The 20,299-nt window shown below is 54.0% G+C and carries 16 protein-coding genes and 1 tRNA gene; 7 read left to right on the forward strand and 10 right to left on the reverse strand.

Features of this window, described 5'->3' with window-relative positions; genetic code table 11:
• The first annotated feature begins 214 nt into the window (after positions 1 to 214).
• From aguB to ACRESJ_RS09975, 3 genes are all read left to right on the forward strand, one after another.
• On the forward strand, positions 215 to 1,093 hold the full coding sequence (gene aguB, locus ACRESJ_RS09965; RefSeq protein ID WP_431757767.1) for an N-carbamoylputrescine amidase: 879 nt from the start codon (positions 215 to 217) through the stop codon (positions 1,091 to 1,093).
• A 5-nt stretch (positions 1,094 to 1,098) separates the two neighbouring features.
• The gene (gene aguA, locus ACRESJ_RS09970) at positions 1,099 to 2,205 is read left to right on the forward strand and encodes an agmatine deiminase (RefSeq protein ID WP_431757768.1); all 1,107 of its coding nucleotides are present in this window, start codon (positions 1,099 to 1,101) and stop codon (positions 2,203 to 2,205) included.
• A 245-nt stretch (positions 2,206 to 2,450) separates the two neighbouring features.
• Entirely contained in the window at positions 2,451 to 2,663 is a 213-nt protein-coding gene (locus ACRESJ_RS09975) for a hypothetical protein (RefSeq protein WP_431757769.1), read from the forward strand.
• Between the two features lie 256 nt (positions 2,664 to 2,919).
• On the opposite strand, the gene ACRESJ_RS09980 is transcribed toward ACRESJ_RS09975, so the two are convergent.
• The gene (locus ACRESJ_RS09980) at positions 2,920 to 5,013 is read right to left on the reverse strand and encodes a TonB-dependent receptor (RefSeq protein WP_431757770.1); all 2,094 of its coding nucleotides are present in this window, start codon (positions 5,011 to 5,013) and stop codon (positions 2,920 to 2,922) included.
• Between the two features lie 445 nt (positions 5,014 to 5,458).
• Here ACRESJ_RS09980 and ACRESJ_RS09985 point away from each other — a divergent pair, with 445 nt between their 5' ends.
• The 4 genes from ACRESJ_RS09985 to ACRESJ_RS10000 all read left to right on the forward strand — a co-directional run bounded on the left by ACRESJ_RS09985 (position 5,459) and on the right by ACRESJ_RS10000 (position 8,753).
• Complete coding sequence (locus ACRESJ_RS09985; protein ID WP_431757771.1) at positions 5,459 to 6,745, forward strand: OprD family porin; 1,287 nt, start codon at positions 5,459 to 5,461, stop codon at positions 6,743 to 6,745.
• A gap of 382 nt (positions 6,746 to 7,127) precedes the next feature.
• Positions 7,128 to 7,346, forward strand: coding sequence for a tautomerase family protein (locus tag ACRESJ_RS09990; protein ID WP_175376510.1), 219 nt, complete (start codon positions 7,128 to 7,130; stop codon positions 7,344 to 7,346).
• Complete coding sequence (locus ACRESJ_RS09995) at positions 7,343 to 7,999, forward strand: DsbA family oxidoreductase (RefSeq protein WP_431757772.1); 657 nt, start codon at positions 7,343 to 7,345, stop codon at positions 7,997 to 7,999. Before ACRESJ_RS09990 ends, ACRESJ_RS09995 begins: the two co-directional genes overlap by 4 nt.
• A gap of 43 nt (positions 8,000 to 8,042) precedes the next feature.
• On the forward strand, positions 8,043 to 8,753 hold the full coding sequence (locus ACRESJ_RS10000; RefSeq protein ID WP_431757773.1) for an SDR family NAD(P)-dependent oxidoreductase: 711 nt from the start codon (positions 8,043 to 8,045) through the stop codon (positions 8,751 to 8,753).
• A 432-nt stretch (positions 8,754 to 9,185) separates the two neighbouring features.
• On the opposite strand, the gene ACRESJ_RS10005 is transcribed toward ACRESJ_RS10000, so the two are convergent.
• The 9 genes from ACRESJ_RS10005 to ACRESJ_RS10045 all read right to left on the reverse strand — a co-directional run bounded on the left by ACRESJ_RS10005 (position 9,186) and on the right by ACRESJ_RS10045 (position 20,254).
• A complete protein-coding gene (locus ACRESJ_RS10005) occupies positions 9,186 to 12,995 on the reverse strand; it encodes an SIR2 family NAD-dependent protein deacylase (protein WP_431757774.1) in 3,810 nt (1,269 codons plus the stop codon).
• A 217-nt stretch (positions 12,996 to 13,212) separates the two neighbouring features.
• Complete coding sequence (locus tag ACRESJ_RS10010; protein WP_431757775.1) at positions 13,213 to 13,506, reverse strand: hypothetical protein; 294 nt, start codon at positions 13,504 to 13,506, stop codon at positions 13,213 to 13,215.
• A complete protein-coding gene (locus ACRESJ_RS10015) occupies positions 13,503 to 14,483 on the reverse strand; it encodes an integrase domain-containing protein (protein WP_431757791.1) in 981 nt (326 codons plus the stop codon). The genes ACRESJ_RS10010 and ACRESJ_RS10015 overlap by 4 nt, the downstream gene beginning before the upstream one ends.
• Before the next feature lie 752 nt (positions 14,484 to 15,235).
• Positions 15,236 to 15,580, reverse strand: a complete 345-nt coding sequence (locus ACRESJ_RS10020) for a hypothetical protein (protein WP_431757776.1) — start codon at positions 15,578 to 15,580, stop codon at positions 15,236 to 15,238.
• A 95-nt stretch (positions 15,581 to 15,675) separates the two neighbouring features.
• A complete protein-coding gene (locus tag ACRESJ_RS10025; RefSeq protein ID WP_431757777.1) occupies positions 15,676 to 16,998 on the reverse strand; it encodes a tyrosine-type recombinase/integrase in 1,323 nt (440 codons plus the stop codon).
• 172 nt (positions 16,999 to 17,170) lie between these two features.
• Positions 17,171 to 17,246, reverse strand: a tRNA-Thr gene (locus ACRESJ_RS10030).
• Between the two features lie 419 nt (positions 17,247 to 17,665).
• A complete protein-coding gene (locus ACRESJ_RS10035; protein WP_431757778.1) occupies positions 17,666 to 18,892 on the reverse strand; it encodes a methyltransferase in 1,227 nt (408 codons plus the stop codon).
• Positions 18,873 to 19,562 carry an ABC transporter permease gene (locus ACRESJ_RS10040; protein WP_431757779.1) on the reverse strand — a complete coding sequence of 230 codons (690 nt, stop codon included), beginning with the start codon at positions 19,560 to 19,562 and terminating at the stop codon, positions 18,873 to 18,875. Before ACRESJ_RS10040 ends, ACRESJ_RS10035 begins: the two co-directional genes overlap by 20 nt.
• Positions 19,559 to 20,254, reverse strand: coding sequence for an ABC transporter permease (locus ACRESJ_RS10045; protein ID WP_431757780.1), 696 nt, complete (start codon positions 20,252 to 20,254; stop codon positions 19,559 to 19,561). The genes ACRESJ_RS10040 and ACRESJ_RS10045 overlap by 4 nt, the downstream gene beginning before the upstream one ends.
• Positions 20,255 to 20,299 lie beyond the last annotated feature (45 nt).

The following is a 20,299-nucleotide window of genomic DNA, read 5'->3' on the forward strand; positions in this document are numbered from 1 at the left end:
GGATTGCCACGCACCGTTAGATCAAAAGATCGCAGCCTGCGGCAGCTCCTACATTGGTTTCTGTAGATCGATTAATATCTGGATAAATTGCGATAATTAAGACGGAAGGCAAACTAATCACTTCAAAAGCCGATTTTTATCGGATATAAAGTCGCCATTGCCAGGGCGTGGATAAGCCATGCCCGACCGTCAAGCACTTGCCCGGAGATGATTCATGAGCCGTATCGTTACCGTCGCCGCCACCCAGATGGCCTGTTCGTGGGATCTGGAAGGCAACATCGAAGTTGCTGAAAGACTGGTCCGCGAAGCCGCGGCCAAAGGTGCGCAGATCATCCTGATCCAGGAGTTGTTCGAGGCGCCGTACTTCTGCCAGAAGCCGAACCCGGATTACCTGCAACTGGCCACGACGGTCGAAGACAACGTCGCCATCAAGCACTTCCAGAAAGTCGCCAAAGAGTTGCAAGTGGTGCTGCCGATCAGCTTCTACGAACTGGCAGGTCGTGCCCGTTTCAACAGCATCGCGATCATTGATGCCGACGGCAGCAACCTCGGGATTTATCGTAAAAGCCACATCCCGGACGGCCCTGGCTACCACGAGAAGTACTACTTCAATCCGGGCGATACGGGCTTTAAGGTCTGGAACACCCGTTACGCGAAAATCGGCGTGGGCATCTGCTGGGATCAGTGGTTCCCTGAGGCTGCGCGCAGCATGGCATTGCAAGGTGCGGAAATTCTGTTCTACCCGACTGCCATCGGCAGCGAGCCCCACGACAAGACCATTTCGTCCCGCGATCACTGGCAGCGTGTGCAACAGGGCCACGCCGGTGCCAACCTGATGCCGCTGATCGCCAGTAACCGCATCGGCAACGAAGAACAAGACGGGTACGACATTACCTTCTACGGCTCGTCGTTTATCGCCAACCAGTTTGGCGAGAAAGTGCAGGAGCTCAACGAGACCGAAGAGGGTGTACTGGTGCACACCTTCGACCTCGACCAACTTGAACACATCCGTAGTGCATGGGGTTCCTTCCGCGACCGTCGCCCGAACCTGTATGGTGCTATCAAAACCCTCGACGGATCCCTGGAGTCCTGATCGCCATGACCACTTTGAACAGCACCCCTCGCGCAGACGGCTTTTACATGCCGGCCGAGTGGGCACCGCAAACCCAGACCTGGATGATCTGGCCCGAGCGCCCGGACAACTGGCGCCTGGGTGGCAAACCGGCCCAGGCCGCGCATGTGGCAGTGGCCAAGGCCATTGCCCGTTTCGAACCAGTCACCGTGGCGGTGTCCGCTGGCCAGTACGAAAACGCCCGTGCCCGCCTGGATGTGCCGAATATCCGCGTGGTGGAAATGTCCAGTGACGACGCTTGGGTCCGTGATACCGGTCCGACGTTCGTCATCAATAACAGCGGCGAAGTCCGTGGTGTGAACTGGGATTTCAACTCGTGGGGTGGTTTTGACGGCGGCCTGTACTCGCCGTGGAACCGTGACTCGCAGGTGGGCGGCAAGATCCTCGAGATCGAGCGCAGCCCGCGCTATCGCACCGAGGGCTTTGTGCTCGAAGGCGGTTCGATCCACGTCGACGGCGAAGGCACACTGATCACTACCGAAGAATGCCTGCTTAACCGCAATCGCAATCCGCACATGAACCGTGCAGAAATCGAAGCGGTGCTCAGTGCCAATCTGTCTGTGGATAAAATCATCTGGTTGCCGGAAGGTCTGTTCAACGACGAAACCGATGGCCATGTGGATAACTTCTGCTGCTACGTGCGTCCGGGTGAAGTACTGCTGGCCTGGACCGACGACCCGCAGGACCCGAACTACCCGCGTTGCCAGGCAGCGATGAAAGTGCTGCAAAACAGCACTGACGCCAAAGGACGCCCCTTCACGGTGCACAAAATGCCGATTCCGGGGCCGCTTTACGCGACCGAGGAAGAATGCGCCGGTGTCGATCCGGTGGACGGCACGCAGGAACGTAATCCGTCGGTACGTCTGGCCGGTTCCTATGTGAACTTCCTGATCGTCAATGGCGGCATCATTGCTCCGTGCTTCGACGATCCTCAGGATGGTCCGGCTAAAGAGATTTTGCAGAACCTGTTCCCGCAGCACGAAGTCGTGATGGTGCCGGGCCGCGAACTGTTACTGGGTGGCGGTAACATCCACTGCCTTACCCAACAACAGCCAGCGCCGCACAAAGAGTGAGTGCAGTTGTAACAGCTTGAGTTAATTGCGAAATAATTCAGGCAAACGTTTTCGCGCTTCGCTCCTGCTCAAAGCCCGCAGCCTTAAGGACTGCGGGCTTTTTTGTATCCACTCATCGGTAGATGAGAAACATTGGCATAGCTCTTGTATCTCCACTGGTGCAAATCAGGGAGGGGGAGAACTGCGATGTTCTGTCATAAACCTTGGATAAGTTAGCCGCTCACAAACCGGGAGAGAGCGCTGAAATGAACGCCGAAGTTAACATTGTGGGCGAGCGGGCGTTGCATCCCCTGGCTGTAAATAGCGAATCGCTCCAGATCCTGGCGCACTGGTTCAAGTCCAATGGAACGCGTCCGATCAGCGAAACTGATCCGCGCCGGACAATGATCGAGCGCTACCCTGCTGGTCTATTCAGCGAAGCGGAACTGGATGCGTTGTGGGATGTGATGGAAGGATAAGAAGAAAAATAACAACGGATTGATAAAACAAAAGCGCTGCCGGGATGGCAGCGTTTTTTTTTGCACTCATTGTGGGAGATTTTATGTTGCGGGGGACCCAGCAGCCTTAAATTCAGTTGATCGCACATTCTGTGACCGACCCATGACTACTGTGGGAGCTAGCCTGCTAGCGATAGGGGGTTCACATTCAAAGAAGATGTCGAATGTGCCGCCGTCATCGCTAGCAGGCTAGCTCCCACAGGGGTTTGTGTTGCATTTAGAAGCTGTAGGTCCCAGTTACCACCACGCTACGCGGCGCCCCCGGCTGAATCTGCGCCGCACTGGTAGCCGACGAGTAATACGTCTTGTCGCTGATGTTGTTCAGCGCCGCCCGCAAATCCCAGTCCTTGTGCCGGAAACCGGCCAAAGCATCCCAGCGACCATAGCCTGGCAACACAGTGGTGTTGAGGTTGTCGGCGTAACGATCGCCAACCAGGGTCAAACCGGTTTCGGCGTACCAACCCATCTCCGGTTTCCACGTCAGGAACAGGCTGCCGTTGTGCTTGGCCACGTTGCTGATGCGTTTGCCTTCAAAGCCGTTGTTGTCTTTCTCGACCGTGGCGTCCTGCACGCCCACGCCACCGCGCACGTACCAGTTGCCGGTGATCTTGCCGGCGGCGGTCAGCTCGACCCCGCGGGAACGTTGCACACCGGTGAGCAGGGTGATGGTCGGGTTGTTCGGGTCGCTGGTGCGGCGGTTGTAGAGTTCCAACTCATAGATGGCCAGCGTGGTACTCAGGCGATCGTCGAGCCAGTCGCTCTTCACACCGATTTCCTTCTGTTTGGTCAATTCGGGGCTCAGGTCGTTGGTGTTGCCGGCAGCACCTGGCGTGATGCCGATCAAACCACCGCCGACGGGTGAGAACGTCTTCGACCAGGAAGCGTAGAAGGAATGATTCTGCAGCGGTGTCCAGACCAGTCCTACACGGGGGCTGGTGCTATGGCTGTCACGGTCTTCGGAAATGTCGCGCAACTTGTTGGTCGATTCGATATCGAACGTGTCGTAACGCAAACCACCGAGCAGTTGCCATTGATCGTTCAGGCGCAGTTGATCTTGCACATAAACCGCACGGCTTTCGACCTCAGTGTGTGAGCTGCTGGATACCTGCATGCGCCCGGTGTGGCGCAGATCGCGGTTGGGATTGTTCAGGTCAAGCGACGGGACGGGTGAACTGCCCGGCCCGGAAGTGGCGGCGTTGTACAAGGTTGGGTCACGACGCTGACTGCCGATCTCGATGCCGGTCAACAAGCGATGTTCCAGGCCAAAAGTATCGAACCCGCCCTCCAGCTCAACGTTGTTGTAGACGTTGCGGGTAGTCAGGTCCTGTTGCCAGTGCTGGCGCGTGACCCGGTTGGTCGCCGGGTTGTAGCCGGTCTGATAGGTGTTGTCGAAATCGCTGTTGAGCTTGAACACGCCCAGGGTCTGGCGCAGTTGCCAGTTTTCGCTTAGTTCATAGGTGAGTTTCGAGCGCAGGGATTGCGACTTGTCGTCGATGAAATCGTTATCACTGAAGTAGGTGGTGTCGCGTCCTACATCGGCCGGGCGGCCGTTTACGCCGGGAATACCGCGATCCGGCGTACGGTTGTAGCGGCTGTATTCGTACTGCACCAGCCAGTTCAGATCGGGCGTCAGTTGCCAGCTCATCGACGGCGCGAACAATTGGCGATTGCCGCTCACACCATCGCGGAAGCTGTTTTGGTCCATGTTGCCCATGTTCAGGCGCAGGCTGATGTTTTCGGTTGGGTCAGTGCTGAGGTCGGCATACAAACTGCGCAGATCATCACTGCCGCCTTGGGCTTCAATGGTCGAGCGACGCCCGAATTCCGGGAGCTTGCTGACCCGATTGATGATCCCGCCCTGGCTGCCGCGGCCGTACAACACGGCGGCCGGGCCTTTGAGAACGTCGATGCGTTCGATGTTATGCAAGTCGCGCACGTACTGGCTGTCGTCGCGGATACCGTCGAGGTAGAAGTCGTTGCTGGCATCGAAACCGCGGATGCGCAGGCTGTCGAAGCGCGTGTCGGCACCGCTGCTGACGTTGGGAATACCACTGAGCGCAGTGCCAAGATCGTTGGTGCCGTAATCGACGACGTTCTTGGTTTTCACCGAATCGATGGCCTGTGGCACGTAACGCACCGGCGTGTTGGTTCGGGTCGCAGTATTGGTTTCGGTTACGCGCGGGTCATCGGCTTGCGCCTCGGCACTGATCGCGGTGGCAGGCAAGGTAGTGGTTGCAGCGTAGGAAAAACCGGCAGACAGAAATGCAGAAAGCCCAAGACTGTAGGGCAGAAGGCGAAAAGGGGCAGGCATTGAAAAGCGCATCCGTGGGATTTTTAGGGGCTGTAGCTTGAACGTCACGAATGGTAATGCTTGTTATTTACTTGCGTTAATTATTCTTGATAAGCCCCTGTGCTGGTTTGTTTCCAATTGTGTCGATATTGCTACGTTTGGTTCGTTTTACTTCACTCGAAGGATAGATTATTGGCTTCCTATTAAATTTTTCTGCTGCGTAAAGTCATTTCTTAGACGTTTTTTGCCTGGTTCAAGAAGATCCATGAAATTGACACACCATTAACGCCACAGCTACGATTCGGTCCAACGCCTGTGGCAGACCGCCATGATCCCAAAATAATAAAAAGGCCCGCCGCGACTCATCGTGGGCGGGCCTTTTTGTTTGCGGAATGAAAAAAGAGCGCGATAGTGCCGTTTCAGTCGTTCGACACAGTGCGTTTCAACCCGTAATAAGGAAAACAAAATGTTGAACAAGCGAATTAGCCTGATCGCTCTGGGGATTTTGAGCGCTTCACAGGCCATGGCTAACGACCAGGCCGAATCCAAGGGTTTTGTTGAAGACAGCAGCCTCAAAGTGCTGCTGCGCAACGCCTACATCAACCGTGATTTCAAAGACGGCAATGACGATAAGTCCGAGTGGGGCCAAGGCGTCATCGGCACGTTCTCGTCGGGCTTCACCCAAGGCACCATCGGTGTGGGTGTGGACGCCTTTGGTCTATATGCACTCAATCTGGAGCGCAACGAAGACCGTAGCGGTGCCCAAGGTATCGATTTTTTCAAGAAGGGTGCCAGCGGCGAACCGGCTGACGACCTGGCCAAGGGCGGCGCAGCGGTCAAATTCCGTCTGTCCAGCACAACCCTGACCTACGGCGACCAGATGCCGGTCTTGCCGGTACTGAGCTACGACAACGGCCGTCTGTTGCCGGAAAGCTACACCGGTACCCTGATCACTTCCAAAGAGATCAAAGGCCTGGAACTGAACGCTGGCCGCTTCACCGCCGAATCGCGTAAAAGCGCTGAAGGTCGTGACAGTGGTGGCTTGAAGTCGATCAACGTGTTGGGCGGCAGCTACCAGTTCACCGAACAGTTCAAGGCTGCGCTGTACGCTTCCGATGTTGAAGACGTGCTGAAGAAGCAATACGTGAACGCCAACTACGTGTTCCCGATCGACAAGGATCAGTCCCTGACCCTGGACTTCAACGGCTACCGTACCAAGCTGGAAGATTCCTACGTTCGCGATAACGGCATTACCGGCGACGACAACAAGATCTGGAGCCTGGCAGCCACATTCGCCACCGGTCCACACTCGTTCACCCTCGCGCATCAGCGCAGCACCGGTGACAGTAACCTGGGCTATGCCTACGGCGGCTATCAGAAAGACCAGAACCGCGTCGGCGACGGTGGTAACACCATCTACCTGGCCAACTCCTACTGGTCCGACTTCAACGCCGAAGACGAACGCAGCTGGCAACTGGGCTACGGCCTCGACTTCAGCACCTTCGGTGTACCAGGCCTGAGCTACAACTTCGCCTACGTACGCGGTGACAACATCACCACGTCCACCAGCGAAGGCGGCACCGAGCGCGAAATCTTCAACCAGTTCAAATACGTCGTACAAAGCGGCCCGGCCAAAGACCTCAGCGTGAAACTGCGCAGCTCGATCCTGCGCGTGTCGCAGAAGTCGAGTGAGTACAACGTTGGTGGTAACGAAGTGCGTGTGTTTGTGGATTACCCGATCAACGTTTTCTGATGATGGGTTTTGCGATCGAGGCCTGATGTGAGGCTGAGATAGGAGAAGCCCCGACTAGTCGGGGCTTTTTTGTGCGCGTTCGGTGCCTTCACGCGCGTCCTCCTGTAGGAGCTGTCGAGTGCAACGAGGCTGCGATCTTTTGATTTTTTAAAGGCAAGATCAAAAGATCGCAGCCTGCGGCAGCTCCTACAGGGACGCCTTTTACGTGTCTGAAATAATGATGATTCTTGAAGCAGTCATTTTGTCTATTCGTGCATGATCTATTACTCCGCGTAACTAATGATGTTCCCCGCCCCATCTTTTTCCCCTCCCCCGAAATCCCTAAATTGAGCTCCAACGCCTCTCCCATCATCCCGACGGGAAGGTCACTGGAGTTTCACTCATGCCTTTCGTAAGCGTCCGCATCACCCGTGATGGCGTTACCACTGAGCAGAAAGCTCAGGTGATTGCCGAAATCACTGAAACACTGGAACGCGTTCTCAACAAACGCCCTGACCTGACCCACATCGTGATTGAGGAAGTCGATACCGATAACTGGGGTTACGCCGGGATTACCACCACCCAATACCGCAAACAACTGGCGGAAGAGGGGAAGTCATGACCGCGCCGGTGACCATCGATTTCATCTCCGATGTGGTGTGCCCCTGGTGCGCACTGGGCGCCACAGCCCTGGAGCAGGCGATCGAGAACGTGGCGGGTGAGATCTCGGTGGAGCTGACCTACAAGCCTTTCGAGCTGAACCCGAACATGCCGCCCGAAGGCGAGAAAGCCGTCGAGCACTTGATGCGCAAATACGGGCGCACCGCCCAGGACGTGGCTAACGGCAAAGCGATGCAGATCGAACGCGGCAACGCCATCGGCTTCACGTTCGATCTGGAGAAGCGCACTCACTTCTACAACACCTTCGACGCTCACCGTTTGCTGTTCTGGGCGCAGGAAGAAGGGCGTCAGGTGGCGCTGAAGAAGATCCTGCTTCGCGCTTACTTCAGCGAAGGCCAGAACCTGAGCGATCAGCAGACGCTGGTGCGGTTAGCGGCCGAGGCCGGCCTGGACGAGGCACGTGCACGCAAGGTGTTGGTGTCGGGTGCATACGGCAACGAAGTGCGTGAACTTGAGGAGTTTTACCGCCAGCACGGCATCAATTCGGTCCCGGCCATGGTGTTGAACGGCCGTCACCTGGTGTCCGGTTCGCAGTCGGTCGAGTACTACGAACAAGTCTTGCGGCAAATGGCGTCGGCCCCTGCTGAAGCCTGATCCACCCAATTTCAAATCACATTATCGGTTAGAGGTATACATCATGAGCAATTCGAAAAAAGTCATCGTTATCACTGGCGCATCGCAAGGTCTCGGCGACGGCATGGTCAAGGCCTTCCGTGAGCAGGGCTACCAGATCGTCGCCACTTCGCGTTCGATCAAACCATCCACCGATCCAGACATCCTCACCGTGGCCGGCGACATCGGCGAACCGGAAACTGCCCAGCGCGTTATCCGTGAAGCGATTGCACGTTTCGGCCGCATCGACACCCTGGTCAACAACGCCGGGATCTTCATTGCCAAGCCGTTCACCGCCTACACCGCTGAAGACTACGCCAATGTGTTGTCGGTGAACCTCAACGGCTTCTTCTACATCACCCAGCTCGCCATTAACGAGATGGAAAAGCAGGGCAGCGGCCACATCGTCAACATCACCACCAGCCTGGTGGACCACGCCATCGACGGCGTGCCATCGGTACTGGCTTCGCTCACCAAAGGCGGTTTGAACGCCGCAACCCGTTCCCTGGCCATCGAATACGCCAAGCGCGGCATCCGAGTAAACGCAGTCAGCCCCGGCATCATCAAAACCCCGATGCACGGCGAAGAAACCCACGCCGCGCTGGGCGCTTTGCACCCGGTCGGGCACATGGGCGAGATCGACGACATTTCGCAGGCGGTTGTGTATCTGGACAATGCGAAGTTTGTGACTGGCGAGATCTTGCATGTGGATGGTGGGCAGAGCGCGGGGCACTAAGAGCGGGTTTTCAAAAGGCAGAAACAACAAAGCCCTCGTATTTCTACGAGGGCTTTGTTTTGTATGGTGCGGCACCAGGAGTCGAATCGTTGACTAACTCATTCATAACAAAGGGCTTACTTGTTTAGTGATTATTTTCTATCCCAATAACTACCCTTTTAGAGATTTCGCGATAAGAATCAGATTGTCATCACTGATGGTCGACTCGACTCGCCTAATTATGGCTGTAAGCTAAACATAGCCGAGTGAGCAGAAGTGGCGCTTGAGAGCAGGGCCTGTGGGTAATTAAAAACGCGATAATCAAGTCACATGAATATAGTATTATGTGACTCCGCCCCAACTAATTGTGTCGGGGTGGAGTTATTGAGAACGATCTGCCCTTTTTGGCTTTGGCTAGATTATGATGCAGCATAATATATGCTGCATCAATTGTTATTTCATTTTTGAATATTTCAATCCCTCGGAAAAAGCTCGCTTTACCTCTGGAAGGCAACTATTAGCGCATAGTTCACGCCAGTGTTTAATCGCGGTGTGTTGCTTTAGCGTTCCCGGGTTCTGAGATAACCACGCCGACAACGCGCCAGCCAAAGTTGCTATTCCAGCTTGCAGGTCTGGCCTTGTCAATTTATGGAAACCATGACTTTCATCTTCTACGGGGAGTGAAACGGCCTCGCTCCAATAGTTTAGACTATTGCAAAGCATCAAGATCGTGTTTTCATCAAAAGCGCTTGGGAATTGCGCTACTAATAACATGACGCGCTCTATAACCTTAGTGAGACCGACCTCTGATCGGAAGGCTACACGATACATTAGCTGCAATAGAAGTTCGGAGTCTATCGGCCTTGATTGTTTTTGTGCTATTGCGTAAAGGTATTGTATGGCATCAGCTGCGCCTAATACTTTCAGCTCGTCGCAGCTAGTTACATCTCCCAGTATTAGGGTTTTTATGGTTTCTTGGGAAGATGAGCCGTGGAAATATAAAGCTGATAAGGCGGTGTCGGCAAAAATTTCGTAATTTCTAAGCGATAGAACCCAATCAATAACTCTTTGCACAAATGTTGCAGGCAGCGTGTCGGCATTCGTACCAACCAGGCGAGCTATGAAATCTCCAATGTTTCTTGCTCCAGGTCGACGAATTTCTTCAAATTTAAAACTGTACTCTTTTATCTCGCTCCACCAGTTTGAGAGTTCATCGAATAACTCTGTTACTTCGTTCGCTGTCCAAGTGATTAAGCCATTGGGCTGATTGATCAGCTGCACTGGCGGTTGTGATGACATTGTGATGTTGTTAAAGCGTTCTGAGGGGAATTCATGATTTGATCGAAGTGTAGCTCGTCCATCATCTACAGTGAGGCTGCTGACAAATGGGATGCTGATTAAATGTTTTTTGAAAAGCTCATGAAATGACCGCTCATTGCGCTTAGGCAAATGGAGGTAGTTAAAAGGATGTAAGTCCGATGGTAGTGCATCAGGCGCTACATCAAGCCATAATAGATCCTTGAACGTTTTTTTGTTTTCTTTGTCAAGCAGCGCTGCGGAGTTCAACATTAGCAATCGCCAAATTGCCGATGATCTCGATTCGCCGGTAAGGCTATGAATCTTGCCGTTTAACCAAGCTATAGAGCTCTTTAGATCTGAAGATAGCTGCCTAGGTTTTAAGGAGATTCTGTGTATTGGCAAAGTGCTCATGGGATCTATCCAACCGCTGCGGCCTCGTGAGAAGTCACTCTCTGCTTCGCGGAAGGGAGCTCTTAGTAATTGTGGTAACCAATTTTCAAGTTGTTGATCTGTCGCTGCTTGATAGATCCGAGTAAGCCAAACGTGACAAACACTGGTCATCGCTCGAACGGAAATATTAGATAAGTTAGAATATAGTCTTAAGGCAACAGTGAACGAATACTGTAGCTCTTCCGGCGAAAGTTTAAATGAGAGCCTTGATAGAATTTCTGGTAAGCCAACGACGAGATTGTCTTCGAGTATTTCTTGGTGTCGCGACTGGTAATATTTTTCTGTTTGTTTCTCAAATATAGCTAATGCCCACCTATTAAGCCTCTTTGCTAGCTCTACATCCATAGTAGCTACTTCAGGACGGCTCAGTAAATTTGGGTTTTCTGTGATCTGCTCAAACTGGCGTGCCCTTACCATCATCGCTGGGCTCCAAAAGCCCAAATAAGGTTTGACGATTTGCAGGGCTTTTTCCAAATGATTGCCCGAAACTCTTATGCCGGGGCAGTACATCGGCATTCCGACTTGCTCAAAATGACGTAAGTAAGCGAAAGCGGATCTGATGGTGCGTACTCCACCACCATAATTTTTTGCACGGCTGACTGCCTTAGGATCAAAGCCAATACGTTTAACGATTTCATTCGTGGAGTCAGTTAAATTCGTCTCGTCGAGTGGGCGCTCAAGTTCTCTGCGCAGTTCCCATGGATTGCAATCCCACGCTTTGAGCTCCTGCCACCGGTGGTTGAACTCTACCTCCCGGCGATAACCAAAGCTCACATAGCTAATTAAGTATGTGCACCAGCCTTCAAGTGAAAGAAGTTCGATATTGTTGGTTTTGTTTTGCGCGCTTCTTCTTATGTTTTTTAAAGCGGATCGTAGAAGCGACTTTGCTTCGTTCGCTCCACCAGTTTCGATCAACAAGCCGGCTTTCCAAATTTGTGCTATTGGCATACTGGCGGGCGGAGCCCATGCTGATAGCTCCTTCATATCCAGGTCCAATTGAACATCCCATGCAGCCTTTAGAAAGCCCTCGTATATGAATTTTTCAGATTTTATTCTGGTTTCCGATAAAAGATTCTTAACCATTGCTGAGATTTCAGACCAGCGGCTATCGTCATATACCTCTCGCGCCTCTCGCATCACTTCAAGCGCAATATATAACCACATTTCATTGATTTGAACGCCTGATAGATCACCGAATAGAGCGCTTTTGTGATTCTTGGCTTTAAATTTCTGAGATTCGAGCTCCGAATAAGTTTTCACCAGGTCATCGTAAAACGAGAATATTAATCCTTGATCGAGCGGCATCATCGAAAGCTCGAAGCGCCAGATTAGCTCCTTTATACAAATCAATTTATCAATTTCATCTAGCGTGGTGATCGTGTTTTGAAAGGCACTTAGCCATTTTTGCGTTGATCGCCAAACAATATCTCGTTTCGCTTCTGGTGCAACGATCCATCCTGGATATGAAAGTCTCTCATGTTTCCAGATGTTTGTTAGGTCGCGAATATCGCTTGGGAGCAATATTTTTGTACCTGATTCAAAGTCTGGGAGGGCTGGTGGAAGATCTTGAATTGCGGTGGCTAGTGGTAATGCAGATTGAAATTTCGTAGCTGGAAGTTTATCTAGCCAGTTCTCAGGGCGCTGTGGTTCTGCTTTTGCCAATGACTCTAAAAACCATAAAAGTGCATCATAGTGTTCATTTTTTTTGAACATGGGGCAAAGATCTATTGGTGTGACCCCACGTTTCTTTAGTAGTAGTCGATCTGTATTGTCTAGATTCAGTGGGCCCACAAGATAGATGGCAGAGTGCCTATCTTGTAGTTCATCTCTAATCCAGCCAGTCCATGCTAAAAAGTTGGGGTCGTCTCCTGAAAAACCTAATAGAACAAAGCTGTTTTCCAGTAACGATTGTTGTACCGAGTTAACAAGCGGAGCTGAATCTTTCGGGTATGTTCTATAATGTTCTTCGGCAATTACTAAACGTTCGGTTCTAGAAAATGATCCGTGTAGTTTAAATATTCGTGGTGATAAAGTTCCAGGTAACTCTGCCGCGTTCGATACTGTCTGATATGTTCTTTCTGAAGCTTCCGTACGCTCTAGTAAGGTGTCATAATTTGTGGTGAATACATCATTCCATGGCAGTTCAAGAAGTTTTTTGTGCAAAGTTCCCGGCAGATGGTCATTGTCAGGGTTCATGTCTCTTATTAATTTATCTAACCGGGCATAACCAAAAGCCGCTTCATATTTGCTAGCCAATCTAAGATAATTTTCACTTTGAAAGCGCTCTTTTCTATTTTTCTTCTCAGTGTCTGTCATCCCAGCCTGTATTGGGTAGAGTTCGTCAAACATTCTATTGACTAACTGATTCCATGTGGGGAAACGTGAAGTTACCCCGGGCAGTGCTTGGGAGTTCAAGCTAAATCCTGCACCAATCATCACGGAAGATCTAGACTTCGGCCAGCGCCAAAGATCTTTTTGTAATTGAAGGATGTGTTGTAGATCATCTGTAATCATCGAGGTTCTCAATTAATCACGTAAGACTCTAGGGGCACTAAGCAGCTACATCGATACCGAATCCGCTAGCTGCATTGACAATATCTAATGCAGGTCTGCGATATTAAATTGCTACTACAATATCCGCGGCAGAGGCTTCGCGCAAGGTGAATATATCTTCTCCAGGAGCGTTAGCAGCGTATCGCCGTACGCAAAGAAAGCGCGTATTGAACCACTCCTAGATATGTACTCGCCTTGGAGCATTAAACTTCCAAGGTTTTCCTAAGCGGAGAGTGATTAAGCGGCTTGTGAGTAGATAGTAATAGCGTGTTGATTCAGTGAGCACGCTCACATGGTGATTTAGAAACCACTCGAGATGCTTTTGTTGCCAAGTCCATGGGTTTTCCCGGTGCCAGCGATCAGAGATGGCTGCTTGGATGGCCTTTGCTTGGCGTATATGACGTACGCGTGTGGAATGAGACCCGGTAAGTACCCCTGACATGAATAGCTCCATATCGAATGGCTTACTCATGCCCGTCCGCCAATGTAGGCAGCGACCACGTCGATCCGACCGTGCCCCAGCTCATAGCTGATTTGCCTCCGGGCCTCACGATCAAGGTTCCTATCTACCTGGCAACAATGGCCGCCGTTGATGGGCGCGTGGTGTTGAGTAATTTGCTCATAGCGCTCACATGCATAGGCCGCTCGTAGCTCATGGAAGCCTTTGAGGTTGTGTGCATGCAGGATGTCGCGCGCAGGGCGGATGATCTCTTGTAGAAGACTCAGGTAGCTTTCGTGTGGCGCAATCATGTTGCGGCTACCGGCAGGCGACACCTGCCATGCAACCCCAAGTGCACCTCGAACTTGATCATCGACCGAAATCCAGCGGGACGCCGAGGCTCCGGCCCGGCCGCCTTTGGTGCCGTCCTGAATGTTGATCCTGCCTAAGTCTTCAGCCTCACGGCTCAGCCGTGGCAGGTCAGCCAAGATGGCCTCACGCAAGCGCATGCCGGTGGCTCGCGCCAACAGAACGATCGCGGCGGCCCGCAGCTGATGATGGCTGCAAAGCACATCGACAATCTGCTTAACCTGTTCGCGGTCTTGGCCCTGAGGCACCGAGTGTCGAACCCCAGTGCGCTGCATACCCAACGCCTTGCTCGGGCTGGACAATTTCACATACTGATCACCGCGAAGCGCCGCCATGGTCCTGTTAACGCTGGATAGCCGGTTTTGTGCGGTGCTGACGGCGAGGTCACCGCGCCTAACCACGTCACGCAGATACGCCGCATAGTCGGCCAACACTTTGCGATCAATCTGCCGCGCATCATTGATGCCGGGCCCCTGTTCGGAGCGGCACCACCTCACGAATGCCAACCAGCGATCACTGTGCGCCCTGACCGTGCCGTAGTGGCCACCGCCGAACATGTCTTTCAGTGCCTGAGGTCCTGCGTAACTCAATTGCCTGCCGTAGCCGAAATTACGACCATCGCGTCTACCCACCAATGCCATGTCGGTCACCTCATCTCTTGCTCTTCAGTCCTCACCCCACGTCATCCCGCCAAGAATGCTGAGTGTTATCAGGGATCAAGGCCCCTGCGACCTGTGGGGACGTCCTCTAACGCGGGACTGGCGGCTCCTTACATCCGGGAGCGAGGGCATCTCATGATCTGGCCTCCTGAGTACCGTTACCGGTGGGCGGGTGGAGGGTGCATTGGCTGACGAGACCAGTGCCGCGAGATCCTGAGCCAGGTGCAAGCAGCAATGCGATGACCGGTGCATGCCTGACTGTCAGTCAGGTGCAGTCCATTCCCTGGTCTGCGGCACCATCATCTACAGCGCTGTTGCTGGTGACATCGGCGTTTGTCACGCCGATTGTCACGAGGGGGATTGCCGCAAAGCCATGTGCGATCAGGGCTGCAGCAGTGTCAGGAGCGCCCGTCTCTTTCTGGGAGAAAGAGACGGGCGCAGGTTGGCGCAATGAAATGGCTAAGCGGATAGGTTGCTGCAGGGCAGCTATGAAAGGGAATGAGCTGCCGCAGTGGGCACACTGGTAAAAGTAGGCATCCATCACATCGCTGTGACCGTGCGAGCCGCCGGACGCTAATCGCACTTTGGGAGAACCACCACGGTGTGGCGTAGCCTTAAAGGTTCTGGCTACCTGGGTTGCTGTCAATGACAGCGCTTTGCCCGATCTTATCTACGCCTGTGGATAATTCGGGTCAAGACTCTAATTTTCGGGAGTTCTGCGGCTGTGGATGAAATTATCCACCGGTGGAAATCTGTGGTTTTCCACAGACAGTTGCATGGGTTTTAGATTTTTTAAGTGAGGTCCATCCAAGCAGGGCGGCTTTGCAGCCCTGTTTGGATGGACCCGCGTGGACAAGCGGATCATCGAGATTTCGAGAACGTACGCTTACTTTGCTGCGCCGCGATTGGCGATTGGCTTTTGGCCGTGTGACCTGCCTACGCGGGAGCAAGTGTTCGTAGGTCCGCTGCAGAGCTCCGAACATTACGCCAGCAGCTCCGAACATAACGGGGTTAGCTCCGAACATAACGTCGAACTGGATATGCAGCGAAACGATGATGACTGCTTGTTGAGCAATCATATTGACGCGCCGATGATCGATGCTTGGGACAGACTCATGAAAAGCAGGCGTACAAAGCGCACATGGGTGGGCAGGACGAGGAGTAGGCTAACGGCCTACTCCCTCAAGCGGCTTTTCGCCTTGAGTCGCGTGACGTTCGCCCCGGTCTGATTGGCAAATTCGTGCGGAGTGACATGCTCCTGCCGATTGGCCTCCAGGTACCGGCTCCACCAGTTCATGATCAGCCTGCGCTCCTCGATGAACTCGGCCTTGTGGATGTAAGCGGCGCGGACGTTGTTGCGTTCCTTGTGGCTCATCTGCCGTTCAATGGCTGTCTCCGACCACAATCCTGATTCGATCAGTGCGCTGCAGGCCATCGAACGAAAGCCATGGCCGCAGATTTCGGTTTTGGTGTCGTAGCCCATCTTTCGAAGCGCGCTGTTCACCGTGTTTTCAGACATGGGTTTCCAGGGCTTGGTATCGCCTGCAAACACCAGGTCGAATTTACCGGTGAGGACGTGGATCTGTTCAAGCAGGGCCACGGCTTGCGGCGATAAGGGTACAAGATGGATATCCCCGGCCATTTTTGTACCCCTTGTGGAAAAGGGGACGCCGTCCAACGCGGGACGGGTGTCGGGAATCTCCCAGGTGCCGCGCTTGAGGTCAAATTCATTCCAACGGGCAAAGCGCAGTTCACTGGAGCGGACAAACACATGCAGCGAGAGCATGGCCGTCAGCCTGGTAAGTACGCGGCCGTTATAACCCTCAATGCGCTCCTGCAATTCAGGCAGACGCGATAAGGGTAACGCTGGGCGGTGAACAACCCTCGGGGCTTTGATCAAACCTTCAAGGTCGGAGGCAGGGTTTGCCGCGATCTGTCGAGCACGCTTCGCCTCGCGCATGATGCTTTGCAGGTAGTTTTGTACCCTTAAAGCTACGTCAATTGTGCCGCGCTCCTGGATGGCTTCCAGAGGTTGCATCAGGTCATGGGTGTCCAAGTCGACAATAGAGCGAGCGCCGATCAGTGGAAAGACATGGGTTTTGAGGCGGCTCAGAACCGTCTTGGCATGGCCCGGTGCCCATTTGGCAGACATCGCTTTGTGCCAGTCCAGGGCCGCGCTTTCAAAGGTTCGGCCTTGGATTGCGGCCTGCGTCTTGGCTTGGTGTTTGGACTCTATGGGGTCGACGCCTTCCGCCAACATCCGCTTGAGCTCCAGGCGCTTGTGGCGCGCATCGGCGAGACCAACCACGGGGTAGTTGCCGAATGAAGTCAGTCCTTCGCGTCCATCAGGTTTTACATACCTGAGACGCCAGCCTTTACGGCCATTGGGTTGGACGAGGAGGTAGAGGCCGTCGCCGTCGAAAAGCTTGTAGGCGCGGTCGGTGGGCTTGGCTGCGCGGCAAGCCGAATCGGAGAGTGGTGCAGTGGTGCGCGACATAAGGGTACTCCTCCCTTTATCGAATGACCTTACCCCTATATCTATCCCTAAAACGGTCGGAATCCAACAGATTTTGACGGAATCTGACGGAACGCCAAAACGAAAAAACCCGCCAGAAGGCGGGTTTTTCGGGGGTTCCAGAGATTTTGAAAGCCTTCTCTGGAACCTTGTATGGTGCCGGCACCAGGAATCGAACCCGGGACCTACTGATTACAAGTCAGTTGCTCTACCATCTGAGCTATACCGGCGTGTCAGGGCGACGATTATAGCGATTGGGAAGGTTCTGTAAACCCCTGAATTCAGACTATTTTTGCGTTCGCCTTGATTGAGGATTTTTGGCGCTCGCTGAACCTCATCGAGCGCTGTAAAACGTCGTCCCCGGCGGGATGTCTTTGATGAACAGTCGAGAGTACGCATATCTGCTTACCCTGCTTCTATTTTGGCGGTTATGTCTCTTTCATCGAGTGCTTATGCACAACGGAATTTGAGATGGAGCCAATTAGGGAAGATTTTGTGGAGCCGTTCTCATCTTCTCGCAAATCACTGTTTTTCTGGTTTTTTCTGCGACTGTACGAAAACTGGACAGTTCCGTTTCACCTCTGAAACAGCTGTAAATATTGGATCCACGATAATTCCATCAACAGAGTTATCCACAGGTCGGTGAGCCTTAGTTACGTTCAGCGAGAAGCAAGAAATTACGCGGTGTGAGGGGGCTTTCGCAGAATGTTCCCAGGCGCACTTCATATCCCTGCTCCGTGAGGAAAAGTGCCCGATCAAGGACCAACCAAAGCTCCAACGGGCGTCGGAAAAGTCCGCGCAGCAGCTCCAGATTGCGCACTTGTGCCAGTCGCTGCCAACCAGCGGCTTCACGTGCCACCCAGTCTTGCGGACCGATTGTGGATAACTCTTTGAGTTGAGCTAAATGATGGCAGTAATCGGCGAAGGATTTGTCCAGCCAGGCGCTGGGAAGGGACGGGGTTGGCAGGTATTCGTTAACGCCGCGCAACTCTCGCTGTAACAAATCGAACCCCAGGCGCCGGGCCATGGAGGTGTCGCGTTGACGTCGCACGCGCGCGCCAGCGGTAACGGTTTCGCTCATTGGCAGCGAGAGATCGTCGAGCGATAGCTGCAGTTCAGTTCCTTGGGCTGTAGAGGATATTGGCGCGTATTGGCCAAGACTGATCCGGTTGTAGCAGCAAGGGGCAACGGCAAGTTGCTTGCAGCCTGCCGCACTGGCGAGCCGAATCAGTCGTACGTGCAGATCGCCACAAGCGTGCAGTGCGACTGGCGTATGTTCAGCCTCCAGTAGCGCGGCTGCGTTGGCCGCGAGCACATCCTGTTCAATATGCAGAGCATGCAATTGATGACGCTGGCTGAGGGCCTGGCCGCTGGCAACCAGCGCCGGATCGTATTCCAGGCAAGTCAGTTGTTGGCCGCTTTGCATTAACCGGCGGCCCAGGTGCCCTTTGCCTGAACACCAGTCCAGCCAGTGCCTTGGTGGCTCGGCAAACTGTAGCCGACTGGCGAAAGCTTCGATCTGCTGCCATTTGCGTCCCGGTACATCGACTTCCAGTCGATGATTCGCTGCGTTGAGGGCATGCGCGGGTAATTCATCGACCGCACTCAGGGCAAGGGAGATCGCCGCCAATGAAGCGAAGGGTTCTGGTGCGTTCAGAAGAGCGGGATGGTTGTGAGCGTTTTCCGCGTCCTCCAAAGAACGCCCGCGTAGCCATACGGCCAGTTCGGGGTAGGAGGTTTCCCAAGGAAGCTGCAGATGGGTGAACGGTCGTGGCTTCCATAGCGCCTGATGCTCTGTCAGAAAAGCATCCAGCGCCGTGAAACGGGCGAGTAGGGCCTCGCCCGTCAACACGGAATCAACGCCCTTGGCAGGCATCGACGCGCAGCCAGCGCTCCAGCAGCTTGAAGCCGCGCACCAGCACAAAAGCCATCAGCAGGTAGAACATGCCTGCGGCGAAGAAGATCTCCACCGGCAAGTAGGTCCGGGCAATGATGGTGCGGGCCATGCCGGTCAATTCCAGCAGGGTCACGGTGCTGGCCAGGGCGCTGGCCTTGAGCATCAGGATCACTTCGTTGCTATAGGCCGGCAGGCCGATGCGCGCGGCACGTGGCAGCATGATGTAGAATAGTGCCTTGGGCTTGGACATGCCCAGCGCTCGCGCTGCTTCGATTTCGCCCGGTGGAATCGCCTGAATGGCGCCACGCAGGATCTCGGCAATGTAGGCGGCGGTGTGCAGGGTCATGGTGACTGTCGCGCACCAGAACGGATCGCGTAGATAAGGCCACATCGAGCTGCTACGGATGGCGTCGAACTGGGCCAGGCCGTAGTAGACGAGAAACAGTTGAACCAGCAGCGGTGTGCCACGGAAAAAGAAGATATAGCCGTAGGGAAATGCCCGTACCCACCACAGGCGTGACGAGCGAGCGATGCCCAGCGGAATCGCCAATAGCAAACCAGCGATGACGGCGATGGCCACCAGTTCCAGGGTCAGGGTCGCGCCCTGAGCCAGTTTCGGCAGCCACTTGATGATGACTTCCCAGTTCATTGGGCGCTCCTCGCGAAGCCGCGAGCGGCGCGTTTTTCCAGGAAGTGCATGCCGGTCATCGCCAGCACCGTCAGGCCCAGGTACATGAACGCAGCGACCATATAGAAGGTGAATGGCTGTTTGGAGACGGTCACGCCGATTTGCGCGTGACGCATGATTTCTTCCAGGCCGATCACCGATACCAGGGCGGTGTCTTTCATCAGGATCATGAACAGGTTGCCCAGGCCGGGCAGGGCAATGCGCCACATTTGCGGCATGATCAATTTGGTGAAGATGCGCCATTTCGACAGGCCCAGGGCCACGCCGGCCTCACGATGGCCTTTGGGAATGGCGAGGATCGCGCCGCGAAACACTTCCGTGGCGTAGGCGCCGAAGCACAGGCCCAGGGCAATCACGCCGGCGGCGAAGGCATTGAGTTCAAGATCGGGATTGCCGAAGAACTCGCCCAGGGCGCGCATCAGGTTGACCGTACCGAAGTAGATCAACAGGACCCAGAGCAATTCCGGAATCCCGCGAACCAGGGTCGAATAACTGCCCCCAAGCCATTGCAGCGGCTTGTACGGGGAAGTCTTGGCCAAGGCGCCGAGCAGGCCCAGCACCAGCCCCAGGCACAAGGCCGAGAGTGCCAGTTTCACAGTCATCAGCGCGCCAGCGGCAAGCGCCGGGCCGAATCCGTAGAGGTCGATAATCATGGATTTCTTTTCAAATCGCGGCAGGCAAGGCCGGGGACCGGCGCC

The organism is Pseudomonas sp. (assembly GCF_050739655.1).
In the GTDB taxonomy this organism is placed as follows: Bacteria; Pseudomonadota; Gammaproteobacteria; order Pseudomonadales; family Pseudomonadaceae; genus Aquipseudomonas.